Source organism: Advenella sp. RU8 (assembly GCF_048381675.1).
Taxonomy (GTDB): domain Bacteria; phylum Pseudomonadota; class Gammaproteobacteria; order Burkholderiales; family Burkholderiaceae_B; genus Advenella.
Genome location: NZ_JBLWIS010000013.1, coordinates 1 through 20,210, shown reverse-complemented (window position 1 = coordinate 20,210; position 20,210 = coordinate 1). Strand labels below are relative to the sequence as shown.

Annotated in this window: 14 protein-coding genes; 11 read left to right on the top strand and 3 right to left on the bottom strand. The window is 51.1% G+C overall.

Annotated elements, in window-relative coordinates:
• The first annotated feature begins 27 nt into the window (after positions 1 to 27).
• Positions 28 to 3,978, top strand: a complete 3,951-nt coding sequence (locus ACM5Q9_RS13250) for an RHS repeat-associated core domain-containing protein (RefSeq protein WP_418145204.1) — start codon at positions 28 to 30, stop codon at positions 3,976 to 3,978.
• A 109-nt stretch (positions 3,979 to 4,087) separates the two neighbouring features.
• Here the strand turns inward: ACM5Q9_RS13250 and ACM5Q9_RS13245 are convergent, their stop codons facing one another.
• A complete protein-coding gene (locus tag ACM5Q9_RS13245) occupies positions 4,088 to 4,459 on the bottom strand; it encodes a hypothetical protein (RefSeq protein ID WP_418145203.1) in 372 nt (123 codons plus the stop codon).
• 361 nt (positions 4,460 to 4,820) lie between these two features.
• Between ACM5Q9_RS13245 and argS the strand changes: the two genes are divergently transcribed.
• The 3 genes from argS to ACM5Q9_RS13230 all read left to right on the top strand — a co-directional run bounded on the left by argS (position 4,821) and on the right by ACM5Q9_RS13230 (position 8,123).
• Positions 4,821 to 6,503, top strand: a complete 1,683-nt coding sequence (argS, locus tag ACM5Q9_RS13240) for an arginine--tRNA ligase (RefSeq protein WP_418145202.1) — start codon at positions 4,821 to 4,823, stop codon at positions 6,501 to 6,503.
• 1 nt (position 6,504) lies between these two features.
• Entirely contained in the window at positions 6,505 to 7,305 is an 801-nt protein-coding gene (locus tag ACM5Q9_RS13235; RefSeq protein WP_418145201.1) for an SPOR domain-containing protein, read from the top strand.
• A gap of 182 nt (positions 7,306 to 7,487) precedes the next feature.
• Complete coding sequence (locus tag ACM5Q9_RS13230; RefSeq protein WP_418145200.1) at positions 7,488 to 8,123, top strand: thiol:disulfide interchange protein DsbA/DsbL; 636 nt, start codon at positions 7,488 to 7,490, stop codon at positions 8,121 to 8,123.
• A 115-nt stretch (positions 8,124 to 8,238) separates the two neighbouring features.
• On the opposite strand, the gene ACM5Q9_RS13225 is transcribed toward ACM5Q9_RS13230, so the two are convergent.
• Positions 8,239 to 9,435 carry a trans-sulfuration enzyme family protein gene (locus ACM5Q9_RS13225; RefSeq protein WP_418145199.1) on the bottom strand — a complete coding sequence of 399 codons (1,197 nt, stop codon included), beginning with the start codon at positions 9,433 to 9,435 and terminating at the stop codon, positions 8,239 to 8,241.
• Positions 9,436 to 9,529: 94 nt separating this feature from the next.
• On the opposite strand from ACM5Q9_RS13225, the gene ACM5Q9_RS13220 reads away from it, so the two are divergent.
• The gene (locus ACM5Q9_RS13220) at positions 9,530 to 10,168 is read left to right on the top strand and encodes a LysE family translocator (RefSeq protein WP_418145198.1); all 639 of its coding nucleotides are present in this window, start codon (positions 9,530 to 9,532) and stop codon (positions 10,166 to 10,168) included.
• Here the strand turns inward: ACM5Q9_RS13220 and ACM5Q9_RS13215 are convergent.
• On the bottom strand, positions 10,161 to 11,222 hold the full coding sequence (locus ACM5Q9_RS13215) for an MBL fold metallo-hydrolase (RefSeq protein ID WP_418145197.1): 1,062 nt from the start codon (positions 11,220 to 11,222) through the stop codon (positions 10,161 to 10,163). The genes ACM5Q9_RS13220 and ACM5Q9_RS13215 overlap by 8 nt on opposite strands.
• Before the next feature lie 80 nt (positions 11,223 to 11,302).
• On the opposite strand from ACM5Q9_RS13215, the gene ACM5Q9_RS13210 reads away from it, so the two are divergent.
• The 6 genes from ACM5Q9_RS13210 (at position 11,303) to ACM5Q9_RS13185 (ending at position 19,794) form a co-directional block, all read left to right on the top strand.
• Complete coding sequence (locus tag ACM5Q9_RS13210; protein WP_418145196.1) at positions 11,303 to 11,689, top strand: MerR family transcriptional regulator; 387 nt, start codon at positions 11,303 to 11,305, stop codon at positions 11,687 to 11,689.
• 89 nt (positions 11,690 to 11,778) lie between these two features.
• The gene (locus tag ACM5Q9_RS13205) at positions 11,779 to 12,957 is read left to right on the top strand and encodes an isovaleryl-CoA dehydrogenase (RefSeq protein ID WP_418145195.1); all 1,179 of its coding nucleotides are present in this window, start codon (positions 11,779 to 11,781) and stop codon (positions 12,955 to 12,957) included.
• Between the two features lie 38 nt (positions 12,958 to 12,995).
• A complete protein-coding gene (gene aceK, locus ACM5Q9_RS13200; RefSeq protein WP_418145194.1) occupies positions 12,996 to 14,843 on the top strand; it encodes a bifunctional isocitrate dehydrogenase kinase/phosphatase in 1,848 nt (615 codons plus the stop codon).
• Positions 14,843 to 16,024 (top strand): acetyl-CoA C-acyltransferase, encoded by a 1,182-nt coding sequence (locus ACM5Q9_RS13195; RefSeq protein ID WP_418145193.1) that lies wholly within the window; start codon positions 14,843 to 14,845, stop codon positions 16,022 to 16,024. Before aceK ends, ACM5Q9_RS13195 begins: the two co-directional genes overlap by 1 nt.
• A gap of 132 nt (positions 16,025 to 16,156) precedes the next feature.
• Entirely contained in the window at positions 16,157 to 17,764 is a 1,608-nt protein-coding gene (locus ACM5Q9_RS13190; RefSeq protein WP_418145192.1) for a carboxyl transferase domain-containing protein, read from the top strand.
• Positions 17,765 to 17,778: 14 nt separating this feature from the next.
• On the top strand, positions 17,779 to 19,794 hold the full coding sequence (locus ACM5Q9_RS13185) for an acetyl/propionyl/methylcrotonyl-CoA carboxylase subunit alpha (protein WP_418145191.1): 2,016 nt from the start codon (positions 17,779 to 17,781) through the stop codon (positions 19,792 to 19,794).
• Positions 19,795 to 20,210: the final 416 nt, after the last annotated feature.

Here is a 20,210-nt window from a genome sequence, read left to right as displayed (position 1 = left end):
TTTTGTTCAAGACGAACACTCACGGTCATGAAAAGAATCACAACCCTGCTCCTACTGACAATCGTCATAGTGCCTGCAGCTTGGTCGCAAACCAGCGAAACCAGCAATGGAAGCCCCGTTTGCAAGCCCGCCTTTACAGGACATCCATGCAAGGATCGAAGCAAGGAACCATCTATTAATTTAGGTGTAGGCAACCCTATCCATTTAATTAGTGGCAATAAATACCAAGAAGAAACCGATCTCCCCTTTCTACCATCAGGACTGGAATTAATACGGTATTACAATTCGCTCTCCAAAGGTAATAGTCTGCTGGGTGAAGGCTGGTCCCATTCTTATGATACCCGCCTGTATTTTGCCGGTAACAAACTGCAAATTATCCATGCCGATGGCTCACGCACCATGTTTAGGGAACGTCAGGGTGACACGGCGCATGCCTTACAGGCCAGCCAGGGCAAACTGCTGCTTAAAGAAAATTTTTGGCATTGGGAACAGGGCGCTGGCTTTAGCAAAATTTTTAATCAGTATGGACGCTTGGTACAGGTTAATCTGCCGGGTCTGGAGCCCATCCGCATCAGCCGCGATGAAAAGCCCGGCCCCACTCAACATGCCATTCTGGAAGTACGGGCTGGTCAAGAGCACAAGCTGGTTTTCAATTATGAAATATACAAAGGCACCGCACGTTTAAGCCGTATTGATACCCATGTTGGCACTTTTCATTACCAGCATGATCAGCCTGAACAACACACGGGCCTGCGCCTTGTTCACATGCAAAGGCCCGACAAAATGGGTAAAACCTACGCTTATGAAGCCCAATACCAGCATGGCAACCCGTTTTTGCTAACCGGTATCAGCATGCATGACCATACTGGTAAAAAATCGGTCAGAACCAATTCATGGGCTTATAACGAAAAAGGCCTGGCCATTCGTTCCAACACTGGCCACCAAGACGATACCCACAACCGTATTGAGATTGAATATATCAGTCGGCCCAAAATTGAAAATGCCCCAGGCCTCACACGTGTTAAAAATACCGATGGCAAGCACACCGATTTTCATACTTCTATCAATGGTGGAAAATATGTACTGGAAGCAATTGAAGGGGCAGGCTGCCATGGTTGCGCCATACCCGGCACCAAAGCCGAGTATGACAGCAAGGGAAGAATGACCAGCCTGAATGGCACCCAAATTCATTACGATGAAAACGACAATATCAGACAACTGGACATAAACCGCTCACCCTGGACAGGACTGCAACTGCACTACGATGCAAATGACCGCCCGGTAAGCTGGTTCAGCAAAATTACCGGTGTCGAAAACACCCGTTATAACGACAATAACCTGCCGGTAGAACAGGATTTTGCCAATGGTGACCAGGCTCTGTTTGAATATGATAAAGATGGGCAACTTGCAAAGGTGACGGAATCAACCAAAGACAAGACAAGATCTGTGACCACAAAAATAGTTTCACAACCGAAAAACAAATTTTTTGCCTTTGAGTATAGTGACGAAAATAACACCGAGGAAAAAGTGTACTTTACGCTGCAAAAAAACACACTAAACATCAATACCTTACGCCAAATAGAGTGGGTATCAGAAAACAGAAAAGGCATTGCGGACTGGATGCCCTCAATAAGATATGATGACAAATACACCTTCGAAAATGAGGGTAAAACCAAAATTCACCATTTACCCGAAGGGGGATACATCAGTTATTTTTATAATGAAAACAACAAACCTGAAACCATTATCTGGACTGAACAATCCGGCAAAAAACATCACTTGATTCTGGATTCCAGCATCCCCGAAACAGGTTATGTGCTAGGCAACCAACTGGCCTTTCATACCCTTAAAACCACCAAGGGACAAACCCAGCTTAGTTTATGGAATAAAGACAAACGATTCTGGACCCAAACACTGGATTTCTCTGAAGACAACACCCTGCACAGCGAAACCGTCATGGTGCCAGACGCAGAATACGAAGCAGGCCGCAATTATGCCTATGACCCTTCCCAAAGAATGATCAGCACCAAAACCAGCGCCCAATATAAAGAACAGGACCTGTCTGGCCTGCACCATTATGCCTGGAACAAGGATGGCTCCAGTGCCGCTTATTTTAATGGCAGAGATACCATTAAACCCGTTATTGAACGTGATGCCAGCGGCCTGCCAATCAAAACGGGGGAACTTGAGCTTGAGTATGGTCCCAATCGCAAACTGCATTACATCACTAAAAACAAAGCCTTCTTAGCTGCCTACTTTTATGATGCGCATGGACAGCGAACCATTAAAACCACCCCTGACGCGCATACCCATTATTACTATGATGAAAACAATTTACTGGCTGGAGAGTGGACTATCCACCGGGACAAGCTCACCACGCATGGTGTCAAGGACAATATCAGCCGCCGTTATATTTATGCCGGTAACCTGCCCGTTGCTTTCATTGATTATGAACAGGCGACTTTCCCCATAAAAAAAGTACCCACCGAAGAAGTGCCCCTTGATGACCCCAGGCGGCATCCTCATCTGTCAAAGCTATATTTCATTCATACAGACCACATCGGCCAGCCTTTCATGGTGACCGACCAAGAACAGAAAATTCACTGGCTGGCCCATAACAGCCCTACTGGAAAAAGCCATATTCTGCATGCTGATATTGAATTCAACCTGCGCCTGCCCGGACAATATTACGATAAAGAAACCGGCTGGCATTACAACATGAATCGTTATTATGACCCTGAAGCCGGCCACTATCTGGAACCCGACCCGATCGGCCCCACCCCCAATAACGACCCCTTTGGCTATGCCGCCCAGCAGCCTCGCCGGTTTACTGACCCGCTGGGTTTACTGCTATTTTCCTTTGATGGTACCAATAATGATAAATACACTCACACCAATGTCCGTAAATTCAGACGTTTGTATGATGGACAGCTTGGCAGCTATATTGAAGGCTCAGGAGCTCTGACTGAAGATAAAAATCTTAGCAATACAATGGATCTGCTGGCTGCCACTAAAACACAAGAGATTGTTAATCGGCAATTCTATGCATTACTCAACCATATTGCACCGTACTTCTACGTGCAAGGAGATGCAACCCCCATAAGTGAAGATGTAAACCAACAACCTTTACCTTTTTTTAGTGTAGATGTGGTTGGTTTTTCACGTGGTGCTACCTTTGCACTCATATTTGCCAACAAGATAGCCGACAACACCGATGAACACGGCTTGTTCACCTACGCATACCGTGATAATCGTGTTTCATTCAAACTCATCCAGGCCTGCCTGGATTTACGCTTTATCGGGCTTTTTGATAACGTCTCCCAGCTGGGCAATCGTGGTAGCAGTAACCATAAAGAGAAATATGACGTACCCGAAAAATGGAAATGGGTAGCTCATGCCGTGGCACTGCATGAATTCAGGGAATTATTTCCTGTTACCCTGTTGACCGGGAATGGTCGCAACTACATAGAACAAGGCTTTATCGGTGCTCATTCCGACATTGGTGGTATTAGATGGGACAGTGACCTAACTGACATTCACAACCCGGCACCCGGTCGGTACAGTGATTTGGGTGATATTGCCTTGGCCTGGATACATTGGCAAGCCACAAGTGTCGGTGTTCCCTTAAAACCACTTGATCACTTCAAAAAAGATAAAAATCTCAGTCAAAATTTCCAGAGCATAGACACCCCTTTCATGCATGGGGCTACTGATAATGGCGATATTGTTCCGCATAGAGACAGGCATATACAAACGGCTGGCCACAACGAAAGAAACTGGCGTCAAGCATCTCACCCTTACTTAGGCGAAGAAGCAAGAATCGAAATGGAACATTTCATTCGCAGAATTCCAAAAGACTCCAACGCATCCGAACAATTTGATTTTTTTGGTCTGGAACATCGCATCGTAGGAGAAATAGATGTCCCTGCCTATAAACAATGGCTTAAACAAAAATTAAACTGGGATGCCCCTTTCTAGCAACAACACGAAAGCCAATCAATTCATTCGCCTCTCCCGAAACGGGGAGGCTTATAAAAACATAACAGGGGGCCTACCAACTGGCCAAAACCAACTCCTTCAAACGTTACTATTGGGTAACGTTAAAGTCGTGCACGCGATTATTGGTAAAGTGGATATTCAGGCTACGATTGCCAGACATCGCATTGCCAGCGGTACCCAGCCCCAAAGAACTCATGGCGGAACTAAACAAAGCATTATCCTTGGACTCTTCATAAGCCCAATAATTAGGCCCTTTCGCTCCATCATCTCGATAGGAAGGTTGGCCAAATAGGCTAATGATCTCCTCAGAAGTTGTAACACCAGGCTTAATCTGGGTACGCAGATAAGTCATGTCATATTTGTTGGCACCAGCATTACCGCCGCCTTGCATCGTTTTGCAAGCAGTCAGGGGCAAAACCAACATCAATGCCAAACATGTATTACGCAATACTTTTTTCATTGTCTCTATTCTCTTCAAGTAAAAATAAATTGAAAATACACTCCATAAACTATTGAAGCCTAAAAATTATAGTGGAAACAATTTGACAAATCTATCTTATAAATAAGGTTTCTAACTGTTTTTTTACACAGTTTTCAGCACCACATAAGCCGCTGCATCACTACACAAGAACCGTAATCCGCTGCGCTTTCGCTAACGCTAAAAGCAAACCACAAAACCAGGATCAGACCGTTAAAAACAGTCAATATGCTATGATTATGGCAATTTTCTAGATTTACTGAACAGGCTGGCAGACCCATGTTCTCCATGTCAATTATCATGTCGCCGGCTTTTTTGTCACTTTTTTATACAGTCAACTCCTATGCTCCCAGAGCTACAACAACGAATCCAGGCCGCACTGGCCACCGCTATCGAAGCCATTCTTCCCGGCAGCAACCCGGTTATCAAACTGGAACGCCCTAAACAGCCCGAACACGGCGATATTGCCACCAATCTTGCCATGCAACTGGCCAAGCCCAACAAACGCAATCCACGTGAACTGGCACAGGAAATCGTCAGTGCCCTCCTGGGCAACGAAGACACAAAATCTTTTTTAGCCGCTGCCGAAATTGCCGGCCCGGGCTTTATCAACCTGCGCCTTACCCAAGCCACCCACCAGGCCGTAGCCAATATCATTGCCGAACAAGGTAGTGCTTATGGCAATGCCGCCAGCAATGGGGAAAGTGTTATTGTTGAATTCGTTTCTGCCAACCCCACTGGCCCGCTACACGTTGGCCATGCCCGCCAGGCCGCACTGGGTGACTGCATTTGCCGCCTTTATTCTGCCAGTGGCTATAAAGTACATCGTGAGTTTTACTACAATGATGCCGGCAACCAGATCAATAACCTGACCATTAGCGTTCATGCCCATGCCAGGGGCATTACACCCGCTTCAGAAGACTATCCGGCCGACGGCTACCGTGGCGACTACATTGCTGATATTGCACGCGACTACTTGGATAAAAAATCAGTTGAAGCCGATGGGCAAATCGTTACCGCTTCTGGCGATATCAACAATATGGATGATATCCGTCGTTTTGCCGTTGCCTACCTGCGCCATGAGCAGGATCTGGATTTGCAGGCATTCAACCTGCAATTCGACAACTACTATCTGGAAAGCTCTTTGTACAGCGATGGCAAAGTCGCCGATACAGTACAAAAACTGATTGCAAGCGGCCACACTTACGAACATGAAAACGCGCTGTGGCTAAGAACTACCGAACTGGGTACCGGCGACGACAAGGACCGCGTCATGCGCAAGTCTGATGGCGGCTATACCTATTTTGTGCCTGATGTAGCCTACCACGTGACCAAATGGCAACGCGGCTTCAACCATGCCGTCAATATCCAGGGTAGTGACCACCATGGTACGGTTGCCCGTGTACGTGCCGGCCTGCAGGCCCTGAACATGGGCATTCCCAAAGATTACCCTGCCTATATCCTGCATAAAATGGTAAAGGTCATGCGCGGTGGCCAGGAAGTCAAAATTTCCAAGCGGGCAGGCAGCTACGTTACCATGCGCGACCTGATTGAATGGGTTGGCCAAGATGCCGTGCGCTTTTTCCTAATCCAGCGCCGTGCCGATACTGAATTCGTTTTCGACATTGACCTGGCGCTTGCCAAGGGTGAAGAGAACCCGGTTTATTACGTACAATACGCACATGCCCGTATTTGCAAGATTTTGCGTGACTCTGCCGATATGCTGGGTTCACTTGAAAATGCAGATGTTTCCCTGCTAACTGCGCCCAGTGAAATCACCCTGCTACGCCGCCTGGCAGAACTTCCCAACGTTATTCAGTTGGCCGCCAAAGAACTTGCCCCCCACCATATTGCCTTCTGGCTGCTAGACTGTGCCGCTGATTTCCACTCATGGTACAACGCTGAACGCATCATGGTAGAGGACCAGGCCCTTAAGCTGGCCCGTTTGCGCTTGGCCGACAGCACCCGCCAGGTGATTGCGAACGCACTCAACCTGCTTGGGGTTTCAGCTCCAGAAAAAATGTAATATGGCAAAAAGACGTACTACCCGATCTTCACCATCAAGAGCAAGAAACAGCAGTAGCGGTTCGTTCTCGTCAATTCTGGTCGGCCTTATTATTGGCCTTACCATTGCCGCCGTTGCCGCCTTTATGTTTACCCGCACACCGGTACCGCTCAAGGACAACTCGGGCAATACGTCTTCATCTGGCCTCAAAATGCCCGGTACCTCGTCTGGCTCGGTGGGCAATCTGTCACCCGGCAACCAGCCTTTAATAGATCCTAACGCCTGGCTCAGTAATGATGGCCGTATCAGCAGCCAGCAAAACCCGGCCACTGGCACTGGCAACCTGCCCCCCATTCGCCCGTTAACCCAGACTGAACCGGCAAAAGCATCACAACCCGGCCTGTCACAAGACCAGATTGGCTCATTAATCAACCAGTTACCAGCTGCCAACACACCTGCCAAGGCAAGTACCGAAAGCAAAACGGCAACGCCAGCCAGTCCTGCTACTGAACAGAAGCTGGCCCTGACTGCCAAAGGCAAAGATATTCCGCTAGACACGACCAAGCCTGCCAACAATGGCAAAACATCTGCCACTTCTGGCCGCAGCTATCTTCAGGTAGGCGCTTTTCGTAATGCCAAAGAAGCAGACACCATCAGGGCTCGCATGATCCTGATGGGCTACAACGCGGAAATTACCAAAGTTACCGTTAACAATGTGGAAATAAACCGGGTCCGGATTGGCCCGTTTAAAAACGAAGATGAACTGAACCGCTCACGCACCGAATTAAGCAAAGCGAAAATCAACTCAACCATCGTGCGATAATCAATGCACCAATTAGCTGTTGCATCGCGTTTCCATTCATACACAAGCCGAACTTTTTGTTTTATAAGCAGTCTTACCAAGGTTTTTACTGTAATTTCCCGCTACACCCAACTATCTGCCCCGGCTATAGGGGCAATTAGTGGAACAAGCGCCTGATCAATACTTTTTAATGCGAACAAACAATGATGCTTAAAACAATTTTCAAACACACGTTTTCCGCCCTGGCCCTTATGGGTGCCGCCGCTTTTGTTCCTGCCATGGCCCAATCCGGCATTAAATACATCACGCTTGAAACCGCCCTGCCTTCCGACACCCCTGATAAAGTCGAAGTGCTTGAATTCTTTTCCTATAGCTGCTCGCACTGCGCTGAAATGGAGCCCATGTTCCAGGACTGGAAAAAGAAACTGCCCGACAACGTAGCTTTCATTCCTGTACCGGTTGCTTTCAACGCTTCCATGCAGCCCATGCAAAACCTGTATTACTCGCTAGTAGCCCTGGACAAGGCAGACCTGCATCCCAAAGTGTTTAATGCCATTCACAAGGAAGGCAAAAAACTGTTCAACCGCGATGCTATCGTTCAATGGGCCACAGAACAGGGCATCAATAAAGACGAATTCATTGCCGCCTATGATTCTTTCGGTGTTGCCACCAAAGCCAAACGCGCCACCGAACTGTCCGACCTGTACCAGGTACAAGCCACGCCTTCAATTGCCGTTGGTGGCAAGTACCTGACCTCACCGGGCATGACCGGTACCTATGCATCCAGCATCCTGGAAGCTCAGGCCCTGCTGGATCAGGTACTGGCTGGCAAGAATTAATCGCCTCATACTAGTGTCATTCATAACAAAAGCCTGCTAAATAGCAGGCTTTTGTTTGCTTATGGTGTAATTAGCAACCTTAAAGTTTGCAAACGGCCTTCAAGGCCCATACGCGTTAAACCTCCCGGGCTTTTTGCAAGGCCTGATCCAAGTCATCCACCAAGTCTGTCACGCTTTCCAGTCCGACATGCAAGCGGATGATCTGGTTATCTTCGCGGCTCCAGTAAGCATGGTTTTCCAGGGTCGGGCGATCTACCCACTGGATCAGGCTTTCAAAGCCTCCCCAGGAATAGCCTATGCTGAACAACTCCAGCGCATTCACAAAAGTACGGATCTGCCGGTCGGAAAGAGCCAATTCAATGGACAGCATGCCATTGGAACCCGTGCAATCGCGCTTCCACAAGGCATGGCCGGGATCTTTTTCAAAAGCCGGATGAAAAATGCGCCGGGTTTCGGACAAATCATCAAAATAACGGCATACCTGCAAGGCATTGCGGGCGTGCTGTTCCATCCGGATGGGCAGGGTACGCACGCCACGAATGGCCAGCCAGGCATCATCGGCACTGACTGAATAGCCCATCGCATATTGATTCAGGTCTATCCGCTCGATAAGTGCCTTGTCTTTGGCGACCACCGCGCCCAGCATTAAATCGGAATGACCACCCACATACTTGGTACCGGCAATCACGCTTACATCGGCCCCCAGTTCCAGCGGTTGATAGGCATAACCAGAACCCCAGGTGTTATCTACCACCAGTATCAAGCCGTGCTGTTTGGCAAACGCAGCCAAAGCAGGTATGTCCAGCATTTCAAACAGCAATGAACCAGGTGATTCCACATACAGGACTTTGGTGTTTTCTTTAAGCTGCGCAGTCAGTACATCGATGGACTGTGCTTGCACATAGCTAAATTCAATATTCATGCGTCTTAGCACAGTATTGGCCAGATGACGCACCGGACCGTACACGCAATCAGCCACCAGCATATGGTCGCCCGCACTTAACAGTGACAGCAACGACATGGTAATGGCACCCAGGCCGGAAGAGGCCAGAAAACAGCGCTTACCCCCTTCAAGCTGGCAAAAAATGCTTTCCAGCGCAGCATGCGTTTCCATGCCCATGCGGCCATAAGTAACCAGCCGCTCTCCCTTGCTTTTACGTCGATAAGTCTCCTCCAGGTCTTCGATGGTATTGAAACGCACCGTACTGGTTCGGATAGCAGGCAGGCCAACCGGTGCAACCGGTGTGTTTTCATCACAAGGAGCCGTGCCAAGATGCTGTAATTGGGTAAGCAGGGATAATCTAGAGTCCATGGCGATATTCTTTGTTTTCAGTAAAATATTGAACCCCATTATAGGGTCAAGCCCGCTAAAATAGCATTTTAGTTTAACCGGCCCTACGCATTTTATGACGCCTGAAACCCTCTTTGTATACTTTGGCCTGTGTGTTCTGTTGGCCATTTCTCCTGGCCCTGACAATATTTTTGTCTTGCTGCAAAGCGCCCTGCATGGTTATCGCACCGGTTTTCTGATCGTCTTGGGTTTATGTACCGGGCTGTTGTTTCATACCTTTATCGTTACCGTGGGCATTGCCGGCCTGATCGCCGCCTCTGACACCGCTTTCACTATCCTGAAACTGTTGGGCGCCGCTTATTTGCTCTACTTGGCGTGGGGAGCCCTCAGAGCCGGGCCGGTCAAGGCAGCAGGCGAAGAGGGACTCACCACTGCCCCGCCTGCATTAAGTCGCGGCCAGTTCTACCGGCGCGGCATTTTAATGAGCATGAGCAATCCCAAAGTCAGCCTGTTTTTTCTGGCTTTCCTGCCCCAGTTCACCAACCCTGCGGCAGGCGCCATTAAGGTTCAGCTGATCTTGTTAAGCGCACTCTTCATCTTGTCTGCCTTTTTGGTATTTTGCGGCATTGTCGTGTTTTCCGGCTACTTCGGCCAGCTACTGAAAAAATCAGACCGGGCGCAAATCATCCTGAATCGGTTTACTGCCCTGGTCTTTGTAGGTCTGGCCGCAAGACTGGCATTCAGCACTAAATAACCGCAAACCTCACAATGCCGTCCTTGCCGGTTTCGCGCTTAAGCTTGCCGTCAAAGTGCAAGGCATGCAAGTGTGCCAGCGCCTCGCCCATGGCAAAGGTAAGTTGGTGCAAATCCAGCTCGCGCTTGAACATATGCGGCACCACATCTTTGGCACTCATGGGTTCCCGGCATAATTCCAGTACCTCGACCAGGCGCTCGGCATGGTGCTCGTGCTGCTGGCGAATCCGCTCATGCAAACCCTTGAAGGGACGGCCATGCGAAGGCAACACCAGGGTATCTTCATCTAGGACCAAATATTTATCCAGCGATTTCAAATACAACGGCAGCGGATTGCCATCAGGCTCATGATCAAAAACGCTCACATTGGTTGAAATACGCGGCAACACCATATCTCCAGAAATCAATACCTTCAGGCCGGGACTATAAAGAGCCATATGCTCGGGCGCATGCCCGTAACCTGAAATAAGTTGCCAATCATTATTGCCAATACGCAGCGTATCACCGTCCATTAAACGGTTAAAACGGTTGGGCGGGGTACAGACCAAGCCGGGGTAATAAGTAGCCCTGGCACGGATTTTTTCTTGTGATTCCGGGTCTGTCAGGCCATGGCGTGAAAAATGACGAACCGCCACATCTCCTCCTGTGCCAGCGCCTCCCACCGGTTGCGAAGACCACATGCGTGAAACGTAATAATCGGTCATACTCATGTACAGGGGCACATTGTGCTTCTCGCACAGCCAGCCTGCCAGGCCAACGTGATCAGGATGCATGTGTGTAACCACCACCCGCAGCACGGGCAAGCCGTCCAGTTCATTGTTGAACACCTCTTCCCACAACGCCTTGACCGGGTCTTTGGCAATGCCGCAGTCGACAATCGTCCAGCCCTTTTGCCCATTGATTTCATCGGCCAGCAACCACAAATTGATGTGGTCCAGCGCAAACGGCAAAGGCATGCGTATCCATTTGACTCCCGGTGCCACCTCGAGTGCAAAACCAGGCTCTGGCTGTGTATTACCCATGGGATAAACCAGCTTTGCTTCGTTCACATTCATTATTTCTCCTTATTGACTTTTGTAATTAATTCATGGATCATACTTTACGTTTACGTAAACTGTAAGTATTAAAATCAATTATGACACAAAGAACATGGTCCATATCGGAATTGGCGCAGGAATTCAATATAACCCCGCGCACTTTACGATTTTATGAAGACCACGGCATTATCAACCCCCGGCGCGAAGGTCAAAAACGCATTTATACGCAAAAAGACAAAACCCGCCTCAAACTGGCCCTGCGCGGCAAGCGGCTGGGCTTCCAGCTGGCCGATATCAGCAGCCTGATCGACATGTATGACGGCCCGGGCAGCACCGCACCCCAGTTAAAAAAATACCTTGCCATGCTCAACCGGCACAAGGCGCAGCTTGAAAGCCAGAAGCGCGATCTTGAAGCCATTTTGCAGGAAATCCATACCCAGGAAGAACACTGCATGGGGTTGTTAAAAAAACACGAGCAAAGCTAATGCTTACGTTAACGTAAACGGAATATCTTATTTCTGTTATATTTCATATATATAATTTAAAGAAAAAACCTTCACAGGAGACAAACATCATGAATTTACCCGGACTGAATTTCGACTTGGGCGAAGACCTGGATATGCTGCGCGATGCCGTGCGTACCTTTGCCCAGGCTGAAATTGCCCCTCGCGCCCAGGAAGTTGACCACAGCGACCAGTTCCCCATGGATCTCTGGAAAAAATTCGGTGACTTGGGCCTGCTGGGCCTGACCGTTGGCGAAGAATACGGCGGTACCAACCTGGGCTATCTGGCACATATGATTGCCATGGAAGAACTGTCCCGCGCCAGCGCCGCCATTGCGCTTTCCTACGGTGCCCATTCAAACCTGTGCGTCAACCAGCTAAACCGCAACGGCACCACCGCCCAAAAACAAAAATACCTGCCCAAGCTGATTAGCGGTGAGCACATTGGCGCCCTGGCCATGAGTGAACCTGGCGCCGGCTCAGACGTGGTCAGCATGAAACTGCGCGCCGAGAAAAAAGGCGACAAATACATCCTGAACGGCACCAAAATGTGGATTACCAATGGTCCCGATGCCGATACCCTGGTGGTCTATGCCAAAACAGATCCTGAAGCCCACCAGCGCGGCATTACCGCCTTCATTATCGAAAAGGGCTTCAAAGGCTTTTCGGTGGCACAAAAGCTGGACAAAATGGGCATGCGTGGCAGCCATACCGGTGAACTGGTGTTTGACAATTGTGAAGTGCCCGAAGAAAACATCCTGGGTGAGCTTAACGGCGGGGTCAAGGTACTCATGAGCGGACTGGACTACGAACGCGCCGTACTGGCCGGTGGCCCACTGGGCATCATGCAAGGCGTTATGGACGTGGTGGTACCTTACATTCATGACCGCAAGCAGTTTGGCCAGTCTATTGGCGAATTCCAGCTTATCCAGGGCAAAGTGGCCGATATGTACACTACCTTGCAGGCCAGCCGCGCCTTCTGCTACACCGTTGGCAAAAACCTGGACCGCCTGGGTAGCAGCCACGTACGTGAAGTACGCAAAGACTGCGCTGCCGTTATTTTGTACTGCGCTGAAAAAGCCACCTGGATGGCTGGCGAAGGCATTCAAATCCTGGGTGGCAACGGTTATATTAACGAATACCCTACCGGCCGCATGTGGCGCGATGCCAAACTATACGAAATTGGTGCCGGTACCAGCGAAATCCGTCGCATGCTAATTGGCCGGGAACTGTTCAATGAAACAAAATAAAGCAATAATGGTTTTTTTACTCTTTGCCCAATAACACCATGACCTACATCGCCGATCATCAACTCATTCAGCAGCTGGACAAAACCCTCCCCCCTCCGGCGGAAGTGGCAAAAAAAATCCTGGCGGGGTTTGATCGGCATTATTCCCTGTTCCGTTATGTGGCCCAGCGCGCCAAGGCACTATTTGAGTCACATGACTGGCACGGCATTCAGCGGGTATCCAAAGAGCGGATCGAATACTATGACATCCGCGTGCGTGAATGCACCTACCAAGTCAACCATATGCTGAACAAGACCCAGGGCATGCCGCAAGAAAAGCACGGCGACCTGACACCACAGCAAATCAGTTACTGGCAATCCATCAAGCAGGAATTCGTGCGCCTGCTGACCAACCACAAGCAGCCCGAATGTGCCGAAACCTTTTTCAACTCGGTGACCTGCCGCATCCTGCACCGTGACTACTTCCATAATGCCTTCCTGTTTGTACGTCCGGCCATCGCTACCGAATACCTGGATTCAGAGAACCAGTCCTATCGCGTTTACTACCCGCATATCCAGGGCATTGAAAAAAGCATCATCAAAATGGTGGCCGACTACGGCCTGGCCGCACCGTTCAAGAATCTGCCCTACGATGCCCGCAAAGTCGCCCGCATGGCCGTTGGCATCCTGCGCAAAAAATTAATCTCCAGCGGTGGCAAGCGCATTGCCCCCGACTGCCAGATTCATGTCCTTAACACCCTGTTCTTTCGCAACAAGGGTGCCTATATTGTTGGCCGCTTTATTAACAACAACATTGTTTACCCATTCGGCATTCCGCTACTGCACACAGCTGCCAACGAAATCGAACTGGATGCATTCCTGAGCAGTACCGATGACATCAGTACCCTGTTCAGTTTTACCCGTGCCTACTTTCTGGTTGACATGGAAGTGCCCTCGGCCTATGTCGCGTTTTTGTCATCCCTCTTGCCCAGCAAGCCCAAGGCAGAACTGTACACCGCCATCGGCCTGCAAAAACAGGGCAAAACCCTGTTCTACCGCGATTTCCTGTATCACCTGAACAACTCACACGACCAGTTCGACATCGCCCCCGGCATCAAGGGCATGGTCATGACGGTTTTCACGCTGCCCTCTTATCCCTATGTTTTCAAGCTCATCCGCGACCGCATCAACAAAGAAGGCATGACCCATGAAATCGTGATGAAAAAATATCACATGGTCAAAATGCACGACCGGGTTGGCCGTATGGCCGATACCTGGGAATACTCGCTGGTGGCTCTGCCACGCAAGCGCTGCTCGCCCGAACTGCTCGAAGAGTTACGCAACCAGGTACCCAAGCTGATTGAAGAAACTGAAGACAGCATCGTGATCCGCCACGTTTACATCGAACGGCGCATGACCCCGCTGAACATTTTCCTGAGCCAGGCCAATGATGAAGCCCTTGACAATGCCATCAAAGGCTATGGTGACGCCATTGCCGAACTGGCGGCGGCCAATATTTTTGCCGGCGATATGCTGTTCAAGAACTTTGGCGTGACCCGCCTGGGCCGGATCGTCTTCTATGACTACGATGAAATCCAGCCCATGCGCGAAATGAACTTCCGCGCCATCCCGACGCCACCCAACGAAGAGGCCGAAATGTCTGGGGAACCCTGGTATCCCATACATGCCAATGATGTCTTTCCCGAAGAATTTGAACGCTTCCTGCTGGGCAATCCGCGCGTACGCGCAGCCTTCATGAAGCACCATCCATATTTACTCGATTACAAATGGTGGCAAACACGCAAAGATCGTGTCGCTGCCGGCAAAATCGAGGATATTTTCCCTTATCCGTCCTCTCGTCGCCTGCATGTCAGTCGGCCTGAACTTACTAACCAAAAGGAATTGTAATGTCTGATCCAATCGTAATCGTTTCTGTCGCCCGCACCCCCATGGGAAGCATGATGGGTAGCCTGTCGCCATTGGCTGCCAACCAGTTGGGCGCCGTAGCGATCAAAAGCGCAGTAGAACGTGCCGGCATCAAACCTGAAGCCGTTCAGGAAGTCATTATGGGTAACGTCCTTCAAGCTGGCCAGGGACAGGCTCCTGCACGCCAGGCTGCCCTGGGCGCCGGTTTGCCAAAAAGCGTTTCTTGCACCACGGTTCACAAAGTCTGCGGTTCGGGCATGAAAGCCGCCATGTTTGCCCACGACATGCTGGCAGCCGGCTCTATTGACGTCGCGGTTGCCGGTGGCCAGGAAAGCATGAGTAACGCGCCTTACCTGTTGCTCAAGGGCCGCCAGGGTTACCGCTACGGCCATTCTACCGTTTACGACCACATGGCCATGGACGGTCTTGAAGATGCTTACCAGCGTGGTACCGCCATGGGTGTATTTGCCGAAATGTGTGCCGACAAATACGGCTTCAGCCGTGAAGAACAGGATGCATTCTCTATTGAATCCCTGCGTCGTGCCAACCAGGCCATTGCCGATGGCAGCTTCGAGTGGGAAATTGCCCCAGTCACCATCGAAGACCGCCGTGGCAATACCGTGGTTGCTACCGATGAAGCTCCCGGCAAAGCCAAACCTGAAAAAATCCCAACCCTGAAACCCGCCTTCAAAAAAGACGGCAGCGTTACCGCCGCCAACTCTTCTTCCATTTCCGACGGTGCCGCCGCCATGGTCTTAATGCGCAGCTCAACCGCTGCGGAAATGGATGTCAAGCCTTTGGCAAAAATCGTTGGCCATGCCCAGTTCTCTCATGAACCAGAATGGTTTACCACCGCTCCTGTTGGAGCCATTGAAAAGCTTCTGAAACAAGTAGGTTGGACCACCGAAGAAGTGGATCTGTACGAAATTAACGAAGCATTTGCCGTGGTGACCATGGCTGCCATGAAAGACCTGAACCTGGATCACGCCAAGGTCAATATTCACGGTGGCGCAACCGCACTGGGCCACCCCATTGGTGCATCAGGTGCCCGCATTATTGCCTCCCTGATTGGCGCCCTACGCAAAACCGGTGGCAAACGTGGCGTGGCCACACTGTGCATTGGTGGTGGCGAAGCCGTTGCTGTTGCCATTGAAATGCTTTAATCATTAATTAAATAATCAAAAAAAAGATAAAGTACTTTAATAATAAAGCGCTTTATACTTTTCCAGACCTCCACACCTTCCCCATGACCAAATGGGGAAGGTGACAAAGGCAGGGACAGGAGACATACCTACATGCCAGTCATCACATCAAAAATCAATACCCGTGCACAATCATTTATTGATAATGCACAATTCATGCAGGCACAGGTTGATGACCTGGGGCAACTGCTGGAAAACACCGCAATGGGCGGCAGTGAAGCGGCCCGCGCCAAACATGTTGCACGAGGCAAGCTGCTACCCCGCGAACGAGTGGAACGCCTGCTCGACCCGGGCACCCCTTTTCTGGAACTGTCACCACTGGCCGGCCACAACCTGTACAATAGCGAAGCCCCTGGTGGCGGCATTATTACCGGTGTGGGCCGTGTCAATGGCATTGAATGCATGATCGTGTGCAACGATGCCACCGTCAAGGGTGGCACCTACTACCCCATCACGGTCAAGAAACACCTGCGGGCACAGGAAATCGCCCTGCAAAACAGGCTGCCCTGCATCTACCTGGTTGACTCGGGCGGTGCCAACCTGCCACGGCAGGATGAGGTTTTCCCCGACCGTGACCACTTTGGCCGCATTTTCTACAATCAGGCCGTCATGTCTTCCATGGGCATTGCACAAATTGCCGTCGTCATGGGTTCGTGCACCGCTGGTGGCGCCTATGTGCCCGCCATGAGCGATGAGTCCATCATTGTCAAGAACCAGGGCACCATCTTTCTGGCCGGTCCCCCGCTGGTAAAAGCCGCGACCGGAGAAGTAGTGAGCGCCGAAGACCTGGGCGGTGGCGATGTACACACGCGCCTTTCAGGCGTGGCCGACCATCTGGCCAACAATGACATGCATGCCCTGCAACTGGCCCGTCAGGCCGTTGCACGCCTGAATCGCAAGAAACCCCAGCAGCTGCATATCATTCCCAGCCGCCCGCCTGTTTACGACCCGCAAGAACTTAACGGTATCATTCCGGCCGACACCCGCAAGCCCTACGACGTGCGCGAAGTCATTGCCCGCATTACCGATGGCTCGGAATTTGATGAATTCAAGGCCCGTTTCGGCACTACCCTGGTAACCGGCTTTGCCCATATCCACGGCATGCCAGTGGGCATTATTGCCAACAACGGCATTTTGTTTTCAGAAGCGGCCCAAAAAGGCACCCATTTTATTGAACTGTGCTGCCAGCGCAAGATCCCGCTGGTTTTCCTGCAAAACATTACCGGCTTCATGGTAGGCCGCAAATACGAAAACGAAGGCATTGCGCGCCATGGTGCCAAAATGGTTACGGCCGTTTCAACCGCCGCCGTCCCCAAAGTCACCGTGATTATTGGCGGTTCATTTGGTGCTGGCAACTATGGCATGTGCGGCCGCGCCTTTGGCCCCCGTATGCTCTACATGTGGCCCAATGCACGTATTTCGGTCATGGGAGGTGAACAAGCCGCCAGCGTGCTATCCACCGTCAAGCGTGATGGCATCGAAACCAAGGGTGGGAGCTGGTCTGCCGAAGAGGAAGAAGCCTTCAAGGCCCCCATTCGCGACCAATACGAAAAAGAAGGCCACCCCTACTATGCCACCGCCCGCCTGTGGGACGATGGCATCATCAAGCCTGAAGATACCCGGCGCGTACTGGCGCTAAGCCTGTCCGCTGCCCTGAATGCCCCAATTGAAGACACGCAGTTTGGCGTGTTCCGTATTTGACAGGAGCCCGTCACATGTTTAAAAAAATCCTTATTGCCAACCGTGGTGAAATTGCCTGCCGCGTTGCTGCTACCGCCCGCCGCATGGGCATCAAAACCGTTGCCGTTTATTCCGATGCCGATGCCCTCGCCGCCCACGTGGCCGCTTGCGATGAGTCCGTTCACATTGGGGGTTCCGAACCCCGTGACAGCTACCTACGAGCCGATGTCATCTTGCAGGCCGCCAGAAAAACCGGTGCCCAGGCCATTCATCCCGGCTACGGTTTTTTATCTGAAAACGAAAATTTTGCCAAAGCCTGCGCTGATGCCGGCATTACCTTTATTGGTCCACCTGCCTCTTCAATTGCCGCCATGGGCAGCAAATCAGCCGCCAAGGCGCTTATGGAAACCGCCGGCGTCCCACTGGTTCCCGGCTACCATGGCGACAACCAGGACACCGAATTCCTGCACCTGCAGGCCGACCAGATTGGCTACCCGGTGCTTATCAAAGCCAGTGCCGGTGGTGGTGGCAAAGGCATGCGAATTGTTAAATCATCGCAAGAATTCCCTGAAGCGCTTAGTTCATGCAAACGCGAAGCAATTAGCAGCTTTGGTGATGACAAGGTCCTGGTAGAACGCTATCTGACCAAGCCGCGCCACATCGAAATCCAGGTTTTTGCCGACAGCCATGGCAATACCCTGCATCTGTTCGAACGCGACTGCTCGGTACAGCGCCGTCACCAGAAAGTCATTGAAGAAGCCCCCGCCCCAGGCATGACCGAAGAACGCCGCAAGGAAATGGGCGATGCCGCCGTAGCAGCCGCCAAAGCCGTTGGCTACGTCGGTGCCGGTACGGTTGAATTCATTGCCGAACCCGATGGCCGCTTTTATTTCATGGAAATGAACACCCGCCTGCAGGTAGAACACCCGGTAACTGAAATGATTACCGGCACCGACCTGGTGGAATGGCAACTGCGCGTAGCCGCTGGTGAACCCCTGCCCGCTGAACAGGAAGATCTCTTCATCGAAGGCCATGCCATTGAGGCGCGGATCTATGCAGAGAACCCTGAAAAAGGCTTCCTGCCTTCGATTGGCACCTTGAGTCACCTGAGCCTGCCTGAACATGTCAAGTTTGAACTGGGCGACGTACGGGTGGATGGCGGTATACGTCAGGGCGATACCATTTCTCCCTTTTACGACCCCATGATTGCCAAGCTGATTGTGTGGGCCGACAGCCGTGAACAGGCCATTGCCCGCATGCAACAGGCACTGGCCCAAACCCAGGTAGTGGGGGTGAATACCAACGTGGCCTTTTTGGGCCGCCTCATGCAAAACAGCGCTTTTGCCGCGGCAGACCTGGATACCGGCCTTATTGAAAAGCACAGCGAGCAACTGCTACCCGCTGCCAAAGCGTCTAGCGTTTTCACCCTGGCCAGCCTGGCTGCCGCCATTATGGCACGCCAAGGACAAACTGCCTGCGACACCAACCGCTACGCCAACAAGGCAGATCCCTGGTCAGCCACCGACGGCTGGCGTTTAAGCGGCCACTACACCCAGCATATCAGGGTGGTAGACAACGACGAAGCCCGTGTTATCACGCTAGACAAAACCGCTGCCGGCTGGCAACTCATGGATAACGACATTGGCTATGATTTTGAATGGCAGGTGCAAATCACCCCCGACCAAACCTGCCATTGCCGTTTAAGCCTGAACGGCTCCAACCACGATGCCACTGTTGTGATGCACAGCGAACAGGCCCATGTTTTTGAAAATGGCGCCGTAACCATTATTGGTAAACCCGACGAGCTGCAGCATGCCGCCGATGACAGCGAAGCCCACGGCGGCGGCCTGACCGCCCCCATGCCCGGCAAAATTATCTCTTTGCTGGTACAGGCCGGTGACACGGTTACCAAAGGCCAGGCCCTGCTGGTGATGGAAGCCATGAAAATGGAACACACCATCACCGCACCTGATGATGGTAAGGTAGAAGAAGTGTTTTATAAGGTGGGGGATCAGGTGACGGAGGGCGTGGAGCTGATTACCGTGGAGTGAGGGTAGCATTCCCCTCCTGCGGAGGGGTGGCGCGCAGCACCGGGGTGGTTTTCCGCATGGGTGCATACTAACGCGGGAACGTGGAGTTTTGGCAACCACCCCGTCAGAGGGTATTGATGGGACATTGAGGTTTGCCTGGAACCACCCCGTCAGGCTTCGCCTGCCACCCCTCCATAGAGGGGAATTTTCCTGCTTCGTGGAAACGTTGGTGCTACACATTCCCCTCCTGAGGAGGGGTGGCGCGCAGCGCCGGGGTGGTTCTGGATCAAACAAATATTCATTCCCACGCAGAGCACAAGAAAGCATAAATGGGCTGGCTTTTTTTGTCTCAACTTGAATTTCTTTACAAATGTTTTAATACAATTAAGCTGTTTTAAATAATTGATATTTGGGCAGTGTATATGAATGAATTAATG

Excerpts from the sequence above, each read along its gene's own strand:
- ACM5Q9_RS13250 (WP_418145204.1), top strand. The coding sequence starts at position 28 with ATGAAAAGAATCACAACCCTGCTCCTACTGACAATCGTCATAGTGCCT.
- ACM5Q9_RS13245 (WP_418145203.1), bottom strand. The coding sequence starts at position 4,459 with ATGAAAAAAGTATTGCGTAATACATGTTTGGCATTGATGTTGGTTTTG.
- argS (WP_418145202.1), top strand. The coding sequence starts at position 4,821 with ATGCTCCCAGAGCTACAACAACGAATCCAGGCCGCACTGGCCACCGCT.
- ACM5Q9_RS13235 (WP_418145201.1), top strand. The coding sequence starts at position 6,505 with ATGGCAAAAAGACGTACTACCCGATCTTCACCATCAAGAGCAAGAAAC.
- ACM5Q9_RS13230 (WP_418145200.1), top strand. The coding sequence starts at position 7,488 with ATGATGCTTAAAACAATTTTCAAACACACGTTTTCCGCCCTGGCCCTT.
- ACM5Q9_RS13225 (WP_418145199.1), bottom strand. The coding sequence starts at position 9,435 with ATGGACTCTAGATTATCCCTGCTTACCCAATTACAGCATCTTGGCACG.
- ACM5Q9_RS13220 (WP_418145198.1), top strand. The coding sequence starts at position 9,530 with ATGACGCCTGAAACCCTCTTTGTATACTTTGGCCTGTGTGTTCTGTTG.
- ACM5Q9_RS13215 (WP_418145197.1), bottom strand. The coding sequence starts at position 11,222 with ATGAATGTGAACGAAGCAAAGCTGGTTTATCCCATGGGTAATACACAG.
- ACM5Q9_RS13210 (WP_418145196.1), top strand. The coding sequence starts at position 11,303 with ATGACACAAAGAACATGGTCCATATCGGAATTGGCGCAGGAATTCAAT.
- ACM5Q9_RS13205 (WP_418145195.1), top strand. The coding sequence starts at position 11,779 with ATGAATTTACCCGGACTGAATTTCGACTTGGGCGAAGACCTGGATATG.
- aceK (WP_418145194.1), top strand. The coding sequence starts at position 12,996 with ATGACCTACATCGCCGATCATCAACTCATTCAGCAGCTGGACAAAACC.
- ACM5Q9_RS13195 (WP_418145193.1), top strand. The coding sequence starts at position 14,843 with ATGTCTGATCCAATCGTAATCGTTTCTGTCGCCCGCACCCCCATGGGA.
- ACM5Q9_RS13190 (WP_418145192.1), top strand. The coding sequence starts at position 16,157 with ATGCCAGTCATCACATCAAAAATCAATACCCGTGCACAATCATTTATT.
- ACM5Q9_RS13185 (WP_418145191.1), top strand. The coding sequence starts at position 17,779 with ATGTTTAAAAAAATCCTTATTGCCAACCGTGGTGAAATTGCCTGCCGC.